The sequence below is a fragment of the uncultured Ferrovibrio sp. genome, from assembly GCF_937960835.1.
In the GTDB taxonomy this organism is placed as follows: Bacteria; Pseudomonadota; Alphaproteobacteria; order Ferrovibrionales; family Ferrovibrionaceae; genus Ferrovibrio.
Map to the genome: position 1 here is coordinate 185,036 of NZ_CALGPC010000015.1, position 16,701 is coordinate 201,736.

Here is a 16,701-nt window from a genome sequence, read left to right on the forward strand (position 1 = left end):
ATGATTGGAGTCTAGGGGCTGAGCGGCGCACTGTCAATCATTTATTGTGCACTGCACAATAAAATTTTATTATTAAAATTAGACGATTAAGGGGAATTACGGCTAAATCTTCGCACTCGCGAAAGAAATCCCGGTGCTGTCAGGCATCGATTGGCCTGGCGCAGGCGCTTGTCCAGATGCGCCATGGTATGGGCCATATCGGCGCCATCGTCTGAAAGCCAGACGCGCAATGTGTCGAGGTAGATCGCGCCAAGGACTTGGCGGCGCAGAAAGCCCGACAGGCCCGGGGCATCCAATTCCGCCGCCGCCAGCGCCCAGTCCAGGCCACGGCGAAGCCCGCCGTAGAGGAAGCAGGCCAGCGCCGGGGGGTCGGCCGGCAATTCCCGCATCAGGACACGGACCGCGGCCTTGTGCGGCGCCAGCGCATCCAGGCGCGCCATGATGGCTTCGAACAGGCGGTCCTTCACCACACCTTCCTCTGCCGTCTCCGGCACAGGACCAAGCGCTGCCAGCATCGCGGCATCCACCCGCTGGGCATAGGCGACCAGCAGATCGGCCTTGGAGCGGTAGCGGCCATACAATTCGCTGAGGGTCATGTCGCATGCGACTGCGATGCGAGCCAGCGTGACAGCCCGCCAGCCCTCCGCCGCCACCAGCGTCATCATGACGTCGATGGGATCCGCGCCTGCCGCAGCGGTTCTGGCCGCTTTCTCTTCCATGGGACCTGTTTTGCGCTTCGCCGCTTTCGCCATCACTGTCTCCCTAGGATCGCCTGCCGGGCATGCCTGGGGATAATGTGGGGGCTTACCCCCCAGCGGCAAGGCCGCTTCAGCCGGCCAACTCCTTGGATCGCCGGGCTGCGGCAGCCACTGCGCGCTCCATCAGCGGCGCCAGGCCATCGGCAGCCATCAATATGTCGAGCGCCGCCTGGGTCGTGCCGTTGGGGCTGGTGACATTCTTGCGAAGCTGCGCCGGCGATTCCGGGCTGCGCTGCATCAGCAGGCCGGAGCCGCAGACAGTCGCCCGCGCCAAACGCGCGGCCAAAGCAGAATCGAGGCCTGCTTTCTCGCCAGCAGCCGCAAGACATTCCGTGAGCCAAAAGACATAAGCCGGGCCTGAGCCCGATACGGCGGTGACCGCATCGATCAGCCCCTCATCTTCCACCCAGCCGACTTCGCCGACCGCTTCCAGCAGCGACTGACATGTCTGCCGCTGCTGATCCGTCACAGCGTCATTCGCGCAGCAGACCGTGATACCAGCGCCCACCGCAGCCGGGGTGTTGGGCATGCTGCGCACGATGGCGGCTTTGCCGCCGAGCAGCTGGTTCAGCTTGGCGATGGTCTTGCCGGCGGCAATCGACAGGAAGCAGACGCCGCTCTCGGCATAGCGCGCATAGGCCGGCGCGACCTGGTCCATCACCTGCGGCTTGACCGCCAGCATAACAATGGCCGGGCGAAAATCGCCAGGAACGGCATCGGCGGTTGCCACCTGACGCAGGCCGGAGGGCAAATCGGCAACCGGATTCGGCTCGACCACCACAACATCCGCCGCCGCAACGCCGCGATCCAGCCAGCCCGCCAGCAGGGCACCACCCATCTTGCCGCAACCAACCAAAAGAATGCCCCGGCTCATCCGATCCTCCTTCGCCATACTCTGGCGGCGGAGGTTAGCCGGATGCCGGCGCGCGGGTAAGCGTCAGTGCAGGATTATGCTTCGCCGGCGCACTCGAACATGGCCGCGGCGACGGCATCCTCGGGAGTCCGGCCGCCCCAGACCAGGAACTGGAAGGCCGGATAGAAGCGTTCGCATTCCGACAGGCCGATTTCCATCAGATCCTCGATCTGCTCACTGGTAGCGCCGGGACCGCCGCGCAGCAGCAAGGACTGCCGGAACACCATCATGCCCTCCTCGACCCAATGGTCGAAATGGCCGATCAGGGCCTTCTCGTTCACATAGGCCAGCAGCGAATGCAGGTCTTTCCGCCGGTTCGCCGGCACCTTCATGTCGAAGGCGCAGGTAAAGCTGAGCGCGCCAAGCTCTTCCCGCCAGGAGAACCACATCTGATGCTCGCAATAGCGGCCGGACACGCCGACCGTGAGCTCATCCTGTCCCTGGCGATCGAAGGGCCATTCATGCTCGCCCACGATCTGCTCGACCAGATCGAGCGGATTGAGACGGCTGGAGGTCTCATTTTCAATAAGAGTCCGCATGCGCTAGCACTCCCCCTGTGCGGCGGGCCGGTTCTCGGCGAGTGACCCGGAATGGCTCATTGGATGGGAATTTTCCCCCAGGGCGGGGACCGAAACGGCCTTGGCCGAGCTAGCCCCCACCGCCTCGGCTGACCATACATGTTGGTGTCGCGAAACGAAACGCACCATAGATTTAGAGTATGCGGCTCAACATTTTGACGCAAGAGCGGATTTACGAAAAATTCACGAAATTAGCCTGATCCGGGCTGAGCTTAGGCCTGATCAACGAATCCGCCATTCTGCTTGGATTCGAGCGCGGCGAGGCGCTCGGCGAGGCGGATATTTTCCTCCCGTGCGGCCTCCGCCATCGCTTTGACGGCCTCGAATTCCTCGCGGGTGACGAGGTCCATATCGGCCAGGGCGCGTTCCAGCCGCTGCCGGATGGCTTGCTCCACTTCGCCCTTTACGCCCTGAAGCGTGCCAAGCGCGCCGGTGGCAATCCGGCTGAGATCGTCGAGAAGGCGATTATCGGTCTGCATGGGGCGACTCCATGGACGGCATCTCCTCGCATATGATCACGCTGATCCGGCGCTGCAAGCATCCCCGCCCATTATCCACAGCTATTCCTGGCGGTTGGACCGGTTGGAAAGCCCCAGGGGCGGTGCTAGGTTCCCCGCCCATTCCATGGAAATTGCGACCAAATCGCCGTGACTGATCAGACTTCTGCCCATACCGCCGCCCCCGCCGCCTCTGGCGAACGCGCCAATCGCGAAGCCAAGCTGCAGCAGCTCCGCCAGCTTGGCCTCGATCCGTACAAGGCGCCGAAATTCCCGAAGAGCCACAAGAATGCGGCCGTGCATGAAAGGTACGCGCATCTACAGCCGGATGAGCGGACCGAAGACGAGGTCGCCGTCGCCGGCCGCATCATGGCCATGCGCAACAGCGGCATGTTCATCGATCTGGTCGACGACACGGTGAAGCTGCAGATCTATACCGCCAAAGAGGATGTACAGGGCCGCCTGGCCCCGATCATGAAGGCGCTTGATCTCGGCGACATCATCGGCGTCAAAGGCACCGTCCGCCGCACCAAGCGCGGCGAGATCACCGTCGACACCAAAGAAATCGTCGTGCTGGCCAAGGCGCTGGAACCGCCACCGGAGAAGTGGCACGGCCTGAAGAATGTCGAGCAGCGCTATCGCCACCGCGAATACGACCTGATCAGCAACGAGGAAAGCCGGCAGACCCTGCGCACGCGCTTTCGCGTCATCCAGGGCATGCGTCAGTTTCTTTCGGATGAAGGCTTCCTCGAAGTCGAAACCCCGATGCTGCACAGCATCCCGGGCGGTGCCATCGCACGTCCCTTCATCACGCATCACAACGCACTCGACATCCCGCTCTACATGCGCATCGCGCCGGAGCTGCATCTGAAGCGTCTGGTGATCGGCGGCCTGAGCGAGAAGGTGTTCGAGATCAACCGCTGCTTCCGCAACGAGGGTATCTCGCCGCGCCACAATCCGGAATTCACCACCATGGAGCTGTATCAGGCCTATGCCGATTACAGGGACATGATGGACATCACCGAGCGCGCCATCGCCCATGTCGCCAAGATCGCGACCGGCAGCACCAAGGTGAAATTCGGCGACCACGAGATCGACTTCACGCCGCCGTTCCGCCGCGCCTCCATGCTCGACCTGATCAAGGAGCACGGCAATATCGACCTGAACGGCCTAGATGACTCCACCGCCCGCGAGGCTGCGCGCAAGGCCGGCATCGAGATCGATGACAAGGCGAACTGGGGCAAGGTGGTGGAAGCCTGCTTTGAGCATTTCGTCGAGCCGAACCTGATCCAGCCGACCCATGTCGTGGCGCTGCCGAAGGCGATTTCGCCTCTGGCCAAGGCCAATCCCGAGAACCCGGAGATTGCCGAGCGTTTCGAAACCTTCTGCAACACCTGGGAGATCGCCAACGCCTTCTCCGAGCTGGCCGATCCGCAGGAGCAGCGCGCGCGGTTCGAAGAGCAGCAAAGCCAGCGCGATGATGGCGACGAAGAAGCCCATCGCGTGGACGAGGATTTTCTGAAGGCGCAATCCGCCGGCATGATGCCGATGGGCGGGCTTGGGATCGGCATCGACCGTCTGGTGATGCTGCTGACCAATTCGCAGACCATCCGCGAAGTCATCGCCTTCCCCACCCTGCGGCCGCGTGCCGTGGGCGAAACCGAGGAATGATGTTCACCACGCTACCCGCCATCGCCTTTCCGGTGATCGACCCGGTGATCTTCTCCATCGGGCCTTTTGCGGTGCGGTGGTATGCGCTGGCCTATATCGTCGGTCTGGTGCTGGGCTGGCGCATGGCGATGCGCATCGCCGCCAAGCCGAGCAGTCCGGATCTTGCGCATGCCGTCACGCCGCAGCAGATCGACGGTTTCCTGATCTGGGCGACCTTGGGCGTCGTGCTCGGCGGGCGGCTGGGCTACGTGCTGTTCTACAATCTCGACCATTACCTGCAGCATCCGGCCGGCATCCTGGCCGTCTGGCAGGGCGGCATGTCGTTCCATGGCGGCATGCTGGGCGTGATCCTGGCGATGCTGATCTATTGCCGTCGCATCGGCGCGCCGCTTTTTGTCTTCACCGACATCATTGCCTGCGTCGCACCCATCGGGCTGTTTTTCGGCCGCATCGCCAATTTCATCAATGGCGAACTCTGGGGCCGCGTCGCGCCGGACGTTCCCTGGGCCATGGTCTTCCCGACCGGCGGACCGGAACCGCGCCACCCGAGCCAGCTTTATCAGGCCGGCATGGAAGGCCTTCTGCTTTTCCTGCTGCTGAATCTGCTGCGCTGGAATACCGGCATCATGCAGCGCCACGGCATGCTCACCGGCGTTTTTCTAATCGGTTATGGCCTGGCGCGCATCATCGGCGAGCTGTTCCGTCAGCCCGATGCGCAGATCGGCTACCTGATCGGCGGCACCACGATGGGACAATGGCTTTCGCTGCCGATGGTGCTGTTTGGCATCGGCCTCATCTGGTGGGCCCGCAAGCGGGCTGCAGCGTAACGGTCGAATTGCCGTGGGCCCTGAAGCGCCACTTCTGGATATTCTGCGCCGTCGCATTGCCGCGCAAGGACCGATCACGGTCGCCGCTTTCATGGCCGACTGCCTGCTGCACCCCGAGCATGGCTATTACCGCAGCCAGGAAGCCATCGGCATCGGCGGCGATTTCATCACCTCACCCGAAATCAGCCAGATGTTCGGCGAGCTTCTGGGCCTGTGGGCCGCCGATTGCTGGCAGAAGATGGGCGGACCGTCACGGGTTTATCTGGTCGAGCTTGGTCCCGGCCGCGGCACGTTGATGCGCGATGCCTTGCGCGCCGCTCGCGCCCTGCCGCCCTTCCGCGCGGCTTTGACGCCAGTGCTGATCGAGGCTTCTCAGCGCATGCGCGACGCTCAGCGCAAGACGCTCGGCGATGACGTCGGCGCGATCTGGCACGAGGATATTGCGGCGATTCCGAAGGATGCACCGCTGATCCTGCTCGCCAACGAATTTCTCGATGCCCTGCCGGTCCGGCAATTCCAGCGCGGCGATGATGGCGCCTGGCATGAGCGCTGCGTCGGGCTCGCCGAGGACGGCGTCCATCTGCAATTTCAGCTGGCCCCCCGCCCGCTGCCTCTGGATCCCGTATTGCCGCCCGCCTTACGTGATGCGCCGCCCGGATCGATCATCGAGTCCAGTCCCGCCGTGCGAGCCACGGCGGCGGATATTGCCGTGCGGCTGCGCCTGCAAGGCGGCGCGGCACTGTTCGTCGATTACGGCTATACTCAGCCTGGCATTGGCGAAACGCTGCAAGCCGTCTACCGCCATGCCTATACTGATCCGCTGGCGGAACCTGGACTGGCGGATTTGACGGCCCATGTCGATTTCGCCTCCTTCGCCAAGGCGGCAGCCGAAGCTGGTGCAATCACCTTTGGCCCGGTCACCCAGGGCGAGTTCCTCAAGGCTTTGGGCATCGAGATGCGCGCTGCGCGCCTGAAGCAAAGCGGCAGCAAAACACAAGGGCTTGAGATCGATGCTGCATTACACCGGTTGACCGCACCCGAGGAGATGGGCACCCTCTTCAAGGTCATGGCTCTGATGCCGCCCGAATCTCCCGCCCCGGCAGGTTTCGCATGAATGCTTCCGCCAACGGCAAGATCGACCCCGCCACCGCATTATCGCTGGCTGGTATTCCCCATGGCTTCTTCACCCGGCAGGGCGGCGTGTCGACAGGGATTTACCAGTCGCTGAATTGCGGCCCAGGCTCGTCCGACGATGCCGCGGCGGTTCAGGAGAACCGCCGCCGCGTTGCCGCGACTTTAGGCGCCAGCGCGGGGCTGGTTTCCCTGTATCAGGTGCATGGCCGAGACGTTGTTGTCGTGGATGATGGTTACGATCTCTCGGTCCGCCCCAAGGCCGATGGCATGGTGACGACACGGCGCCGGATCGCCCTTGGAATATTGAGTGCGGATTGCGCGCCGGTGCTGTTTGCCGATCGGGAGGCCAATGTGATTGGCGCCTGCCATGCCGGCTGGCGTGGTGCTCTCGCAGGCATTACCGATGCGACCATCGAGGCGATGGAAAAGCTCGGCGCGCGGCGCGACCGCATTCACGCCGTCATCGGTCCTACGATCGGGCAAGCATCCTACGAAGTGAGCGATCCCTTCCGCGCGGCTTTCCTGGAAGCGGAGCACGGCAATTCAATCTTTTTTGCACCTGGAAAGCGCGAAGGCCATTGGCAATTCGATTTGCCGGGCTATTTGATGCGGCGGCTGTCGCGGGCAGAGGTCGCTGCGGAGAACCTCGCCCTCGACACCTGTAGCGACGCCGAACGCTTCTTCAGTTATCGGCGCGCGACCCTGGCGGGGGAGCCCGATTACGGTCGGCAGATCTCGGCAATCATGTTGCCGGCGTGACGGCCTTCTCATGCCGCATCTGTTTTTCTTTCTCGCGATTTTTCTGCTCGGCATGATGGTGAGCTGTGTCCTGGCTTAAAGTCCTCCCCCTTTTCGCGATCATCGGAATAGCGGCCTGTCAGCCGCTGCCGCAGCCGTTCCAGCCGGAGGTCAAAGGCCGCACTGCCAGTCCGCTGGTGCGTCCCATCGGCGAGACCAGCCTGTTCATCCCGCCGGTTGCGGGCCTGCCGGCGCCGCAAGACGCGGCGCTGTCTGATGCGCTGGCGGAGGCCCTGGCCGAACGCGAAGTCCCGGCCAGCGACCGCGCACGCAGCGTCCTCTCCTCCGTCCTGACCGTGTCGCTGGAGCGGCGTGGGATGGATACGGTCTGGCGCTGGAGCAAGATCGCCCCCGACAACACCGCCCAGGAGGGCGGCGAGCAGTCGCTGGGGATCGCCCCTGACCGGCTCGCGGCGGGCGATCCTGCCGTCATCAAACAGGCAGCCGCCAGCATGGCGAATGCCATTTCCGCCAAGCTGAACGAGGCGGTCGGCAACGATTTCGCCGAGGCGGCACCGGCAAAACTGTCGCTGCTGGAATGCGATGGCGCTCCGGGCGACGGCAACCGCAGCCTGCGCCAGGCCCTGCGGGAAATCCTGATCCTGGCGGGTATCCCGCCGGTGCCCGACAAGGACAGCGCCGATTATCTGATCGCCTGCCAGGTCCGGGTCTGGTCCGATACCCCCGATTCCGAGCGCGTAGCCATTGAATGGGCCCTGCTGACCGCTGACGGTCGCCGTCTGGGCGAGGTCAAGCAGGCCAACCGCATCCCCCGCGGGCAGCTGAGCCAGGCCTGGGGCAACACCGCTCACATCATTGCCCAGGGCGGCTGGCAGGGACTCAGCCGGATCATTGAGGCGCAACGCCGGCCCGGTCTGCGTGCCGTTCCTCCAAGATCTTGATTGTTCTATGTTTTTGCCGGTTTACAGGTCCGGCGTCGGCGGCTATAGTCCGCCCGGTTTTCTCCCCCGGGTCCGGCGCATCCTAGAGCTCTGTCATGAAGGTTTTGGCGGGTAATTCCAATCGTCCGCTGGCGGAAGCCATTGCGGCTTATCTTTCCGTTCCCCTCGCCAAGGCGAGCGTCCGTCGGTTTTCCGATATGGAGGTCTTCGTCGAGATTCACGAGAACGTCCGCGGCGAGGACGTCTTCGTGATCCAGTCGACCTCCTATCCCGCCAACGACCATCTGATGGAAACGCTGGTCTGCATCGATGCGCTCAAGCGCGCATCGGCGCGGCGCATTACGGCGGTGATTCCCTATTTCGGTTATGCGCGGCAGGATCGTAAGCCCGGTCCGCGCACGCCGATCTCGGCCAAGCTGGTCGCCAACCTGATCACGGCCGCCGGCGCCAACCGTGTGCTGACGCTCGATCTGCATGCCGGCCAGATCCAGGGCTTCTTCGATATTCCCACCGACAACCTGATGGCCGGCCCGGTTCTGACTGCCGACATCAAGCAGCATCTGCAGGGCGACGACCTGATGGTGGTGTCGCCCGACGTCGGCGGCGTGGTCCGCGCCCGCAACATCGCGAAACGCCTGGATGTCGATCTCGCCATCGTCGACAAGCGCCGCGAACGCGCCGGCGTTTCGGAAGTCATGAACATCATCGGCGACGTCGAAGGCCGCCGCTGCATCCTGGTGGACGACATCGTCGATTCCGCCGGCACTCTGTGCAATGCGGCCGAAGCGCTGAAAAAACATGGCGCCAAGGCCGTCTACGCCTATGTTACTCATGGCGTGCTGTCGGGCGGCGCGGTGGCCCGTGTCACAGCCAGCCAGCTGGAAGGCCTGGTCATCACCGACTCGATCCTGGCGACCGAAGCGGTCCGCCTGGCGCGCAATATCCGCCAGGTGTCGATCGCCCCGCTGATCGGCGAGGCGATGCGTCGCATCAGCGAAGAGACCTCGGTCTCCAGCCTGTTCGATTAACAAGTTTCCGAATTTCGGCGCACGGCACCCCTGGAGGCCGGCGCCGGGATCGGTTCCGGCATGGTGCCGGGCCGAGTTTAACCAAGGAGCGTATTATGCGTGACGTAACCACCATCGCCGCCGAGGCGAGGGCTAGGGCCGGCAAGGGGACCGCCCGTGCGACGCGACTGAAGGGTCGTGTGCCGGGGGTCATCTATGGCGAAAAGCAGACCCCGGAACTGATCTCGGTCGACAGCCGCGACCTGCTGAAGGAACTGCAAAAGGGCAGCTTCTTCTCGCGCCTGTTCACCATCGAGTTCAACGGCAAGTCCGAGCGCGTGCTGGCGCGCGACGTGCAGCTCGATCCGGTCTCCGACCGTCCGATCCACGTTGACTTCCAGCGCGTCGGCAAGGGTTCGCGCATCCGCGTCTTCATCCCGGTGCAGTTCCTCGATCAGGATCAGTCGCCGGGTCTGAAGAAGGGCGGCGTGCTGAACATCGTGCGCCACGAGGTCGAGTTCTTCTGCCAGCCGGACAACATCCCCGAGGCGATTTCGATCAGCCTGGCGGGCATGGAGATCGGCCATTCGATCCACATTTCCGCCTTCGCGCTTCCCGACGGCATCAAGCCGGTGATTCAGGACCGCGACTTCACCGTCGCCACCATCGCCGCGCCGCTGAAGGAAGACGAAGTCAAGCCTGCCGCCGAAGCGGCGCCGGCCGCTGGCGCGGCTGCGCCGGCTGCGGCCAAGGCTCCGGCTGCCAAGAAGTAATCATCCCTGGGACGGCGTGGTCATCCGCGCCGTCCCTTCCCTCTTACTTTGATGCGATACGGCCATGCTGCTCCTCGTCGGTCTCGGAAATCCCGGCAACGAGCATAAGCGGCAGCGGCACAATGTCGGCTTCATGGCCGTGGATGCCATCGCCGAGCGCCATAATTTCCAGCCCTATCGCAAGCGGTTCCACGGCGAGGTCGCCGAAGGCGTGCTGGACGGCGTCAAGACGCTGATCCTGAAGCCGCAGACTTACATGAACCTGTCCGGCAAGGCGGTCGGCGAAGCGGCGCATTTCTTCAAGCTTCCGCCGCAGCAAATCGTGGTCGTCCATGACGAGCTGGACCTGGCGGCAGGCAAGATCCGCATGAAGCTCGGCGGCGGCCATGCAGGCCATAACGGCCTGCGGTCAGTCGATGCGGCCATCGGGCCGAATTACCGCCGCCTGCGCGTTGGCATCGGACATCCGGGCAAGGACCGCGTGCTGGGCTATGTGCTGCAGAATTTCCATGCGGACGAGCATCAGTGGCTCGATCCGCTGCTGGATGCCATTGCCGCCGAGGCCGGCTATCTGGCCAGGAATGACGATTCCGGTTTCTTGACCAAGGTGGCGCTGCGCCTGCAGCCGCCCAAGGAAAAGGCGGCGAAGGAAAAAGCGCTGAAACCGGACCAGGACAACAAGACAGACTCAAAGGACGCGTAACATGGGTTTCAAATGCGGCATCGTCGGCCTTCCCAATGTCGGCAAGTCGACGTTGTTCAACGCGCTGACGCAGACCGCGGCGGCCCAGGCGGCGAATTATCCCTTCTGCACCATCGAGCCTAATACCGGCCTCGTGGGCGTGCCCGATGAACGCCTGGACGTGCTGGCGCAGATCGCCGGCTCGCAGAAGATCATCCCGACACAGCTCACCTTCGTCGATATCGCCGGCCTGGTGCGCGGTGCTTCGAAAGGCGAAGGCCTGGGCAATCAGTTCCTCGCTCATATCCGCGAGGTGGATGCGATCTGCCATGTGCTGCGTTGCTTCGAGGACAGCGACATCACCCATGTGGAAGGCAAGGTCGATCCGATTGCCGATGCCGAGACGGTCGAGACCGAACTGATGCTGTCCGACCTCGAAAGCCTGGAGCGCCGCGTCGATCTGACGGCCAAGCGCGCCAAGCAGGGCAACGAGGAAGAAAAGGCCCGCCTTGCCATAATGGAGAAGGTTCTGGCCGCGCTGCGCGAGGGCAAGCCGGCCCGAACTGTGATACCGACCGAGGATGAGAAGAAGCTTTACAAGGAGCTGATGCTGATCACCTCCAAGCCGGTGCTTTACGTGTGCAACGTGGAAGAGGCTTCGGCTGCCGAAGGCAATGCCTTCTCGGCACGCGTCAAAGCCAAGGCCGAAGCGGAAGGCGCCGCCATGGTGGTGATCTCGGCCGCCATCGAATCCGAAGTGGCACAGCTCGACAGCGACGAGGAAAAGAAGGCCTTCCTGGCCGATCTGGGCCTGAAGGAAACCGGCCTGGCGCGCGTCATCCGCGCGGGCTATGGCTTGCTCGATCTGCTGACCTTCTTCACGGTCGGCCCGAAGGAAGCCCGCGCTTGGACCGTGCGCAAGGGCGCCAAGGCGCCGGAAGCCGCCGGCGTCATCCATACCGATTTCGAGAAGGGCTTCATACGCGCGGAGACCATCGCCTATGCCGATTATGTCGCCTGCAAAGGCGAAGCCGGCGCACGCGATGCCGGAAAGCTGCGCCTGGAAGGCAAGGACTACGTCGTGCAGGATGGCGACGTCATGCACTTCCGCTTCAACACCTGATCGCAGCACCCGATCACAAGCACCGTTTACAACGCCGGTCAGCCAGGCAGCCGTCGCTCATGAAGCCTCCGCGCTTCTAGAACCACGGGCGGCGGTAGCTCGTATTCGGGCAGTTCGTTCGATCTGAGGACGGACCGGCGCATTCGGCAGCCGCCTGGATGTGATTCGTAATACAGTTGCGGGCCTCCGGCTGGCGGTTCTGCTCCGAACCGGCATTGATCGAGGCCCCCTCTGTACCGTCATCACATCCTCGGACGCTGCTGCTTGCAAGAATTCTGAGCAGATCCATATGCCGGCTTCGGTAATCCAGCACGACCTGGGCAGCGGCATTGATCTGGACGACGAGTTGTTCAGCCGTCAGATCAAAAAAGGCTTTTGCATCGCCGCCGGTCGCAGTTGCCCGATGGTCACCTGGTTTCCGCCGCGCTCGCCAACTGAGCGTGCGATCCCATTACTGTGAAACTGCCGCCGCAGCGGCGTGATCTCCTTCACGATCTGCAGGATTGCCATCGTCAGGTGCCTGCCGCGGCAAGAACGCCAATCGTGGCCAGCGGCGGCCCGCCTGCCAGCGCCCTGATGGCCTCGTCGATCGAGTGCGATGCGTCCATGATATCCCCCTGTCTTTTATCGGCTGTCGATCAGTCCGCTTGCGGGAATAACGGCTGGCTTCCATTTTGCGCCGGGGATAATTCTGGCCTGAGGTTTTTCGAGTTGATTCAGCGCGTTGCGATGGTATTCACTGTGTCGCAGTGAAAACAAATGGCCTTTAGCACAATGAGATATCTGGAGGATTTCGCCGTCGGGCAGGTCACGCATTACCCGCCGCGCACGGTGAGCGAGGAGGAAATCATCGCCTTCGCGCGCGTCTACGACCCCCAGCCTTTCCATCTCGATAAGGAAGCTGCCAAGCAGTCACTGTTCGGCGGCCTGTGCGCATCCGGATGGCACACGGCCGGCATCGTGATGCGCATGCTGGTCGATCACATGGCAGGCCGATATGCCAGCATGGGCTCGCCGGGCATCGACCAGCTTCGCTGGGTCAGGCCGGTTTTCCCTGGCGACACGCTCAGCCTCAAAGGTGAAGTCATCGACGTGAAACCGTCGCGATCCAAGCCCGACCGCGGCGTGGTCACCTCACGCTACGAACTGCGCAACCAGAAGGGCGAAATCGTGCTGACGATGCAGTCCAAAGGCATGTATGCGCGCCGGCCGCAGGCGAAGGACTGAGGAACAATTATGCAATATTACGAAGATATCGTTGTCGGCCAGGGCCGCGATACCGGCAGCCACACCTTCACCGAGGAAGCCATCATCGAATTCGCCAGGCAGTTCGATCCGCAGCCCTTCCATATCGATCCGGAAGCCGCGAAAAAAACTTTTTTCGGCGGCATCATCGCATCGGGTTGGCATACTGCGGCAACGGTGATGCGCCTGATCGTCGATTCTGCCATCGCGCTTGAAGCCAGCCTTGGCTCGCCCGGTTTTGATGATCTTGCCTGGCTCAAGCCGGTCCGCCCAGGCGATACGATCCGAGCCCGCATGACCTGCGTCGAAAAAACACCCTCAAGAAGCCGCCCGGGTATCGGTTCGGCGCGCTTCCTCGTCGAGGTATTCAATCAGAAAGACGAAATGGTAATGCGGTTCACCAGTATCGGCCTGATGCGCTTCCGCAATCGGGCCTTATGAGGAGGACATTATGGGCAGCATGACCAACCTGACCGCCGCCGACGGCCATCGCTTCGAGGCCTATATCGCCGAGCCACGCGGTGCGGCCAAAGGCGGGCTCGTGGTGATCCAGGAGATTTTCGGCATCAACAGTCACATCAAGGCCGTCTGCAACGGCTTTGCCGCCGACGGCTACTATTGCGTTGCGCCAGCGATCTTCGACCGCGTGCAGCGCGGCGTTGATCTCGGCTACAACGCCGACGATGTCGCCAAAGGCCGAGACATCCGCAACAAGATGGTCTGGGACACCGTGCTGAAGGATTGCAGCGCGGCGCTGGCGGCGGCAAGCCAGGCCGGCCGCGTCGGCGCCGTCGGTTACTGCTATGGCGGGGGTGTCACCTGGAAGATGGCGGTCGACCTGCCCGGCCTTGCGGCATCGGTGGGCTATTACGGCGGTCCTTGGGCCGAGTTGAAGGACGAGGCGCCGAAGGCGCCCTGCCTGCTGCATTTCGGCGCCGAGGACAAACTGATCCCCATCAGCCTGGCCGCCGAACTCAAGGCCAAGCATCCGAGCATCACCACGCATGTCTATGCCGCCGACCACGGCTTCAATTGCGAGCAGCGCGCGACCTACAACGCCGCCGCTGCTGTGACGGCACGCCGGCGCACCCTCGCCTTCTTCGAGGCGATCCTCTAAGTGCTTTCCCCTGAGTGTTGCCCGTCAGGCGCGCGCGGAGAATTCCAGGAAACAGCCATGCGCAGCTTCGGCCGGAACCAGCACGGTTCCGTCCAGGCTGCGTTCATGGGTGACGCCTGCCGCCTTGAAATAGGCTGCGGCAGCCTCCGGGTTATGCACGCGGAAACGCATCCCGGCGACATAGGGTGTCGGGCGCGGCGCATGATCGAGATCAGGGAATAGCGTGGCAAGGTCGTCCGGCGTGACGAACAGGATCGTCTCACCACCGATGCGGGCCGCGATCATGCGATCGGTGCGGACGGCGCTGCCCGCACCCAGCAGCCGCTCGTAAGTCAGTTCCAGCGCCGGCGGATCGTCGGTAACGACCACCACGCCGGCGAGATGCTCAGCGCCGTTCGGATGCACCAGCCATTCCGGCCGGCGCAGCAATTCCGGCGTCAGATGCTGGCACAGGAACATCGATGTCTGCGGCGTGGTTTCGGGCGGCAGATGCACCAGCGAAAAAGCGGGCATCACCGTCCCTTCGGGCAGTTCCAGAGCGCGCTTGAGGCTTTGCACTTCGGAAGGTGAAAGCTGATCGCCCGCCAATGACTTGCGCGCTGCTTCGGCGTCGTCCGTGCCCAGGACCAGCTTGTGCACGCCCTCGCCGCGGTCCTTGATTGCCTCTTCGAGACCCGCCGTGAACCCGCCCGGCTCGGCAATGCCAAGCAGCTCAAGATAGTTGCGCGGGAACATGATGCAGTAATTGCCCGTCGCCCAGCCGATATGGCGGCCGCGCGGGGTCAGCGTGAAGCCAAGCTTGCGATACGTCTCGCGCGCCGCTTCCAGATCGGAAGCGGCGAGCACCGTGTGATCAAGACCGATGATGTGATGCGCCACAGGATTGCTCCTCCTGCGGCTTAGGGTATCAGTGGCCTTCGAACTCGCAAAGGGCCAGAACCTTGACGCCCAGATCCTCCAGCCGCTTGCGGCCACCCAGTTCCGGCAGGTCGATGATAAAGGAGCAGCCGACAACGACCCCCTTATGGGCGCGGATCAGCTTCACGGCCGCTTCGGCGGTGCCGCCGGTCGCAATCAGATCGTCGACCACCAGCACGTTCTCGCCCGGCTGGATTGCATCGATATGCACCTCCATCGCGTCGGTGCCGTATTCGAGCTGATATTCCTGCTGCAGGGTCTTGTAGGGCAGCTTGCCGCGCTTGCGCACCGGCACGAAGCCGATGGAGAGCTGATGCGCGATGGCGCCGCCCAAGATGAAGCCACGCGCCTCGATGCCGACAACCTTGTCGATCCGCGTGCCGGCAAAGGGCTGCACCATCTCGTCCACAGTCTTGCGGAATCCGCGGGCGTCCTGGAGTAGCGTCGTGATGTCGCGGAACATGATCCCCGGCTTCGGATAATCCGGGATGGTACGGATCTTGTCCTTGATGCCCTGCATAGCGGCTGGTCTTCCTTCTGTCTCAGGCCTTCAACACACGGCCGGCGACCGCGTCGAGTTTCTTGATCAATTGCGGATCGCGCTTCTCCGGCGCCGTGATCAGGGCCGTATCGAGCGCGTGATTGCATCCCTGCGGGCAATCCTCCGGGCGATGCTTCAGATGAGGCACAGCCTTGGCTACCAGGTTCTGCCCCTTCTCGGCATTCTCCAGCAGCACCTTCACGACGGCAGCGACATCAACATGGTCATGGTCGGGATGCCAGCAATCGTAATCGGTGACCATCGCCACAGAGGCGTAGCAAAGCTCGGCCTCGCGCGCCAGCTTGGCTTCCGGCGCGTTGGTCATGCCGATGACGTCGCAGCCCCAGCTCTTATACAGGAAGCTTTCCGCCTGGGTGGAGAATTGCGGCCCTTCCATACACAGATAGGTTCCGCCGCGCTGCACCGTGATGCCGGCATCCTTGGCGGCTTTCTCCAGGGCATCGCCAAGGCGATGGCAAACCGGATGCGCGGCCGAGACATGCGCCACCAGCCCGGTGCCGAAGAAGCTTTTCTGCCGCATGAAGGTGCGGTCGATGAACTGATCGACGATGACGAAGGTGCCCGGCGCCAGTTCCTCCTTGAAGGAGCCGCAGGCCGAGACCGATATCACGTCCTGGCAACCGACCCGCTTCAGGGCATCGATATTGGCGCGGTAATTCACTTCCGAGGGCGAATGTCGATGGCCCCGACCATGGCGCGGCAGGAAGACCAGCTCCACACCATCCAGGCTGCCGAACAGCAGTTCGTCGGAGGGATCGCCCCAGGGCGTCGAGACTTTCCGCCACTTGGTATTCTGCAGGCCCGCCATGCCGTAGATACCGCTACCGCCCAGCACACCGATGCGGACCGGATCGCCCGGCCTAGCGATATGCGGCTTTGGAATGGCGGCAGCCTTGGCCTTGCCGGCGACGGATTGGCGGGCTGTGCGCGCCGTGCTTGCTGCGGGCGTCACCATCTTGGGCTTGCGGCTGGCCGCCACCTTGGCCTTCGGCTTTGCAACTGGCCGATTGGACACAGTGCGTCTGGACGCCGGGCGCTTGGACGCCGGTTTAGCCGCCTTCTTCTTCACCTTTGCCGCCATGTCTGTACCCGTCGGAATCGGCCTGAAATGCCGCGCGACTTAAGCAAACCGCCTGCCGCGGCGCAACAAAAAAGGCCGCCATTTCTGGCGGCCTTTGATGTTCGTGCTACCGCGC

20 protein-coding genes are annotated in these 16,701 nt (G+C 63.1%); 12 read left to right on the top strand and 8 right to left on the bottom strand.

Features of this window, described 5'->3' with window-relative positions:
• Window positions 1-86 precede the first annotated feature (86 nt).
• The 4 genes from Q0603_RS14960 to Q0603_RS14975 form a co-directional block, all read right to left on the bottom strand.
• Window positions 87-752 carry a TetR family transcriptional regulator gene (locus Q0603_RS14960; protein ID WP_298727064.1) on the bottom strand — a complete coding sequence of 222 codons (666 nt, stop codon included), beginning with the start codon at window positions 750-752 and terminating at the stop codon, window positions 87-89.
• 76 nt (window positions 753-828) lie between these two features.
• On the bottom strand, window positions 829-1,632 hold the full coding sequence (proC, locus tag Q0603_RS14965) for a pyrroline-5-carboxylate reductase (protein ID WP_298727066.1): 804 nt from the start codon (window positions 1,630-1,632) through the stop codon (window positions 829-831).
• A gap of 74 nt (window positions 1,633-1,706) precedes the next feature.
• On the bottom strand, window positions 1,707-2,210 hold the full coding sequence (locus Q0603_RS14970; protein ID WP_298727068.1) for a YbjN domain-containing protein: 504 nt from the start codon (window positions 2,208-2,210) through the stop codon (window positions 1,707-1,709).
• Window positions 2,211-2,461: 251 nt separating this feature from the next.
• A complete protein-coding gene (locus Q0603_RS14975; RefSeq protein ID WP_298727070.1) occupies window positions 2,462-2,728 on the bottom strand; it encodes an accessory factor UbiK family protein in 267 nt (88 codons plus the stop codon).
• Window positions 2,729-2,896: 168 nt separating this feature from the next.
• On the opposite strand from Q0603_RS14975, the gene lysS reads away from it, so the two are divergent.
• From lysS to ychF, 9 genes are all read left to right on the top strand, one after another.
• Window positions 2,897-4,417, top strand: coding sequence for a lysine--tRNA ligase (gene lysS, locus Q0603_RS14980; protein WP_298727072.1), 1,521 nt, complete (start codon window positions 2,897-2,899; stop codon window positions 4,415-4,417).
• Entirely contained in the window at window positions 4,417-5,244 is an 828-nt protein-coding gene (gene lgt, locus Q0603_RS14985; protein ID WP_298727464.1) for a prolipoprotein diacylglyceryl transferase, read from the top strand. The genes lysS and lgt overlap by 1 nt, the downstream gene beginning before the upstream one ends.
• Before the next feature lie 13 nt (window positions 5,245-5,257).
• Window positions 5,258-6,358 (top strand): SAM-dependent methyltransferase, encoded by a 1,101-nt coding sequence (locus Q0603_RS14990; RefSeq protein ID WP_298727074.1) that lies wholly within the window; start codon window positions 5,258-5,260, stop codon window positions 6,356-6,358.
• Window positions 6,355-7,137, top strand: a complete 783-nt coding sequence (gene pgeF, locus Q0603_RS14995; RefSeq protein WP_298727076.1) for a peptidoglycan editing factor PgeF — start codon at window positions 6,355-6,357, stop codon at window positions 7,135-7,137. The genes Q0603_RS14990 and pgeF overlap by 4 nt, the downstream gene beginning before the upstream one ends.
• Window positions 7,138-7,202: 65 nt before the next feature.
• Window positions 7,203-8,078, top strand: coding sequence for a hypothetical protein (locus Q0603_RS15000; protein WP_298727078.1), 876 nt, complete (start codon window positions 7,203-7,205; stop codon window positions 8,076-8,078).
• Between the two features lie 95 nt (window positions 8,079-8,173).
• A complete protein-coding gene (locus Q0603_RS15005) occupies window positions 8,174-9,106 on the top strand; it encodes a ribose-phosphate pyrophosphokinase (protein ID WP_298727080.1) in 933 nt (310 codons plus the stop codon).
• Between the two features lie 95 nt (window positions 9,107-9,201).
• On the top strand, window positions 9,202-9,858 hold the full coding sequence (locus tag Q0603_RS15010; RefSeq protein ID WP_298727082.1) for a 50S ribosomal protein L25/general stress protein Ctc: 657 nt from the start codon (window positions 9,202-9,204) through the stop codon (window positions 9,856-9,858).
• Between the two features lie 64 nt (window positions 9,859-9,922).
• Window positions 9,923-10,561 (top strand): aminoacyl-tRNA hydrolase, encoded by a 639-nt coding sequence (pth, locus tag Q0603_RS15015; RefSeq protein WP_298727084.1) that lies wholly within the window; start codon window positions 9,923-9,925, stop codon window positions 10,559-10,561.
• Between the two features lies 1 nt (window position 10,562).
• On the top strand, window positions 10,563-11,663 hold the full coding sequence (ychF, locus tag Q0603_RS15020) for a redox-regulated ATPase YchF (protein ID WP_298727086.1): 1,101 nt from the start codon (window positions 10,563-10,565) through the stop codon (window positions 11,661-11,663).
• A 357-nt stretch (window positions 11,664-12,020) separates the two neighbouring features.
• Here ychF and Q0603_RS15025 read toward each other — a convergent pair whose 3' ends face one another.
• Window positions 12,021-12,173, bottom strand: a complete 153-nt coding sequence (locus Q0603_RS15025; protein ID WP_298727088.1) for a hypothetical protein — start codon at window positions 12,171-12,173, stop codon at window positions 12,021-12,023.
• A gap of 264 nt (window positions 12,174-12,437) precedes the next feature.
• Here Q0603_RS15025 and Q0603_RS15030 point away from each other — a divergent pair, with 264 nt between their 5' ends.
• The 3 genes from Q0603_RS15030 to Q0603_RS15040 are packed head-to-tail and all read left to right on the top strand — an operon-like array spanning window position 12,438 to window position 14,025.
• Window positions 12,438-12,890, top strand: coding sequence for a MaoC family dehydratase (locus Q0603_RS15030; RefSeq protein ID WP_298727090.1), 453 nt, complete (start codon window positions 12,438-12,440; stop codon window positions 12,888-12,890).
• A gap of 9 nt (window positions 12,891-12,899) precedes the next feature.
• On the top strand, window positions 12,900-13,349 hold the full coding sequence (locus Q0603_RS15035) for a MaoC family dehydratase (protein WP_298727092.1): 450 nt from the start codon (window positions 12,900-12,902) through the stop codon (window positions 13,347-13,349).
• A gap of 10 nt (window positions 13,350-13,359) precedes the next feature.
• A complete protein-coding gene (locus Q0603_RS15040) occupies window positions 13,360-14,025 on the top strand; it encodes a dienelactone hydrolase family protein (RefSeq protein WP_298727094.1) in 666 nt (221 codons plus the stop codon).
• 24 nt (window positions 14,026-14,049) lie between these two features.
• Here the strand turns inward: Q0603_RS15040 and Q0603_RS15045 are convergent, their stop codons facing one another.
• From Q0603_RS15045 to Q0603_RS15055, 3 genes are read right to left on the bottom strand one after another with little or no spacing between them, the layout of a single operon-like run.
• A complete protein-coding gene (locus Q0603_RS15045; RefSeq protein WP_298727096.1) occupies window positions 14,050-14,904 on the bottom strand; it encodes a VOC family protein in 855 nt (284 codons plus the stop codon).
• A 28-nt stretch (window positions 14,905-14,932) separates the two neighbouring features.
• Window positions 14,933-15,463: an adenine phosphoribosyltransferase gene (locus Q0603_RS15050; protein ID WP_298727097.1), complete on the bottom strand. Its 531-nt coding sequence runs from the start codon at window positions 15,461-15,463 to the stop codon at window positions 14,933-14,935.
• 22 nt (window positions 15,464-15,485) lie between these two features.
• Window positions 15,486-16,586 carry an S-methyl-5'-thioadenosine phosphorylase gene (locus Q0603_RS15055; protein WP_298727099.1) on the bottom strand — a complete coding sequence of 367 codons (1,101 nt, stop codon included), beginning with the start codon at window positions 16,584-16,586 and terminating at the stop codon, window positions 15,486-15,488.
• Window positions 16,587-16,701: the final 115 nt, after the last annotated feature.

Coding starts and splice junctions, on each gene's coding strand:
- Q0603_RS14960 (WP_298727064.1), bottom strand. CDS start 752: ATGGCGAAAGCGGCGAAGCGCAAAACAGGTCCCATGGAAGAGAAAGCG.
- proC (WP_298727066.1), bottom strand. CDS start 1,632: ATGAGCCGGGGCATTCTTTTGGTTGGTTGCGGCAAGATGGGTGGTGCC.
- Q0603_RS14970 (WP_298727068.1), bottom strand. CDS start 2,210: ATGCGGACTCTTATTGAAAATGAGACCTCCAGCCGTCTCAATCCGCTC.
- Q0603_RS14975 (WP_298727070.1), bottom strand. CDS start 2,728: ATGCAGACCGATAATCGCCTTCTCGACGATCTCAGCCGGATTGCCACC.
- lgt (WP_298727464.1), top strand. CDS start 4,417: ATGTTCACCACGCTACCCGCCATCGCCTTTCCGGTGATCGACCCGGTG.
- pgeF (WP_298727076.1), top strand. CDS start 6,355: ATGAATGCTTCCGCCAACGGCAAGATCGACCCCGCCACCGCATTATCG.
- Q0603_RS15005 (WP_298727080.1), top strand. CDS start 8,174: ATGAAGGTTTTGGCGGGTAATTCCAATCGTCCGCTGGCGGAAGCCATT.
- Q0603_RS15010 (WP_298727082.1), top strand. CDS start 9,202: ATGCGTGACGTAACCACCATCGCCGCCGAGGCGAGGGCTAGGGCCGGC.
- pth (WP_298727084.1), top strand. CDS start 9,923: ATGCTGCTCCTCGTCGGTCTCGGAAATCCCGGCAACGAGCATAAGCGG.
- ychF (WP_298727086.1), top strand. CDS start 10,563: ATGGGTTTCAAATGCGGCATCGTCGGCCTTCCCAATGTCGGCAAGTCG.
- Q0603_RS15025 (WP_298727088.1), bottom strand. CDS start 12,173: ATGGCAATCCTGCAGATCGTGAAGGAGATCACGCCGCTGCGGCGGCAG.
- Q0603_RS15030 (WP_298727090.1), top strand. CDS start 12,438: ATGAGATATCTGGAGGATTTCGCCGTCGGGCAGGTCACGCATTACCCG.
- Q0603_RS15035 (WP_298727092.1), top strand. CDS start 12,900: ATGCAATATTACGAAGATATCGTTGTCGGCCAGGGCCGCGATACCGGC.
- Q0603_RS15040 (WP_298727094.1), top strand. CDS start 13,360: ATGGGCAGCATGACCAACCTGACCGCCGCCGACGGCCATCGCTTCGAG.
- Q0603_RS15050 (WP_298727097.1), bottom strand. CDS start 15,463: ATGCAGGGCATCAAGGACAAGATCCGTACCATCCCGGATTATCCGAAG.
- Q0603_RS15055 (WP_298727099.1), bottom strand. CDS start 16,586: ATGGCGGCAAAGGTGAAGAAGAAGGCGGCTAAACCGGCGTCCAAGCGC.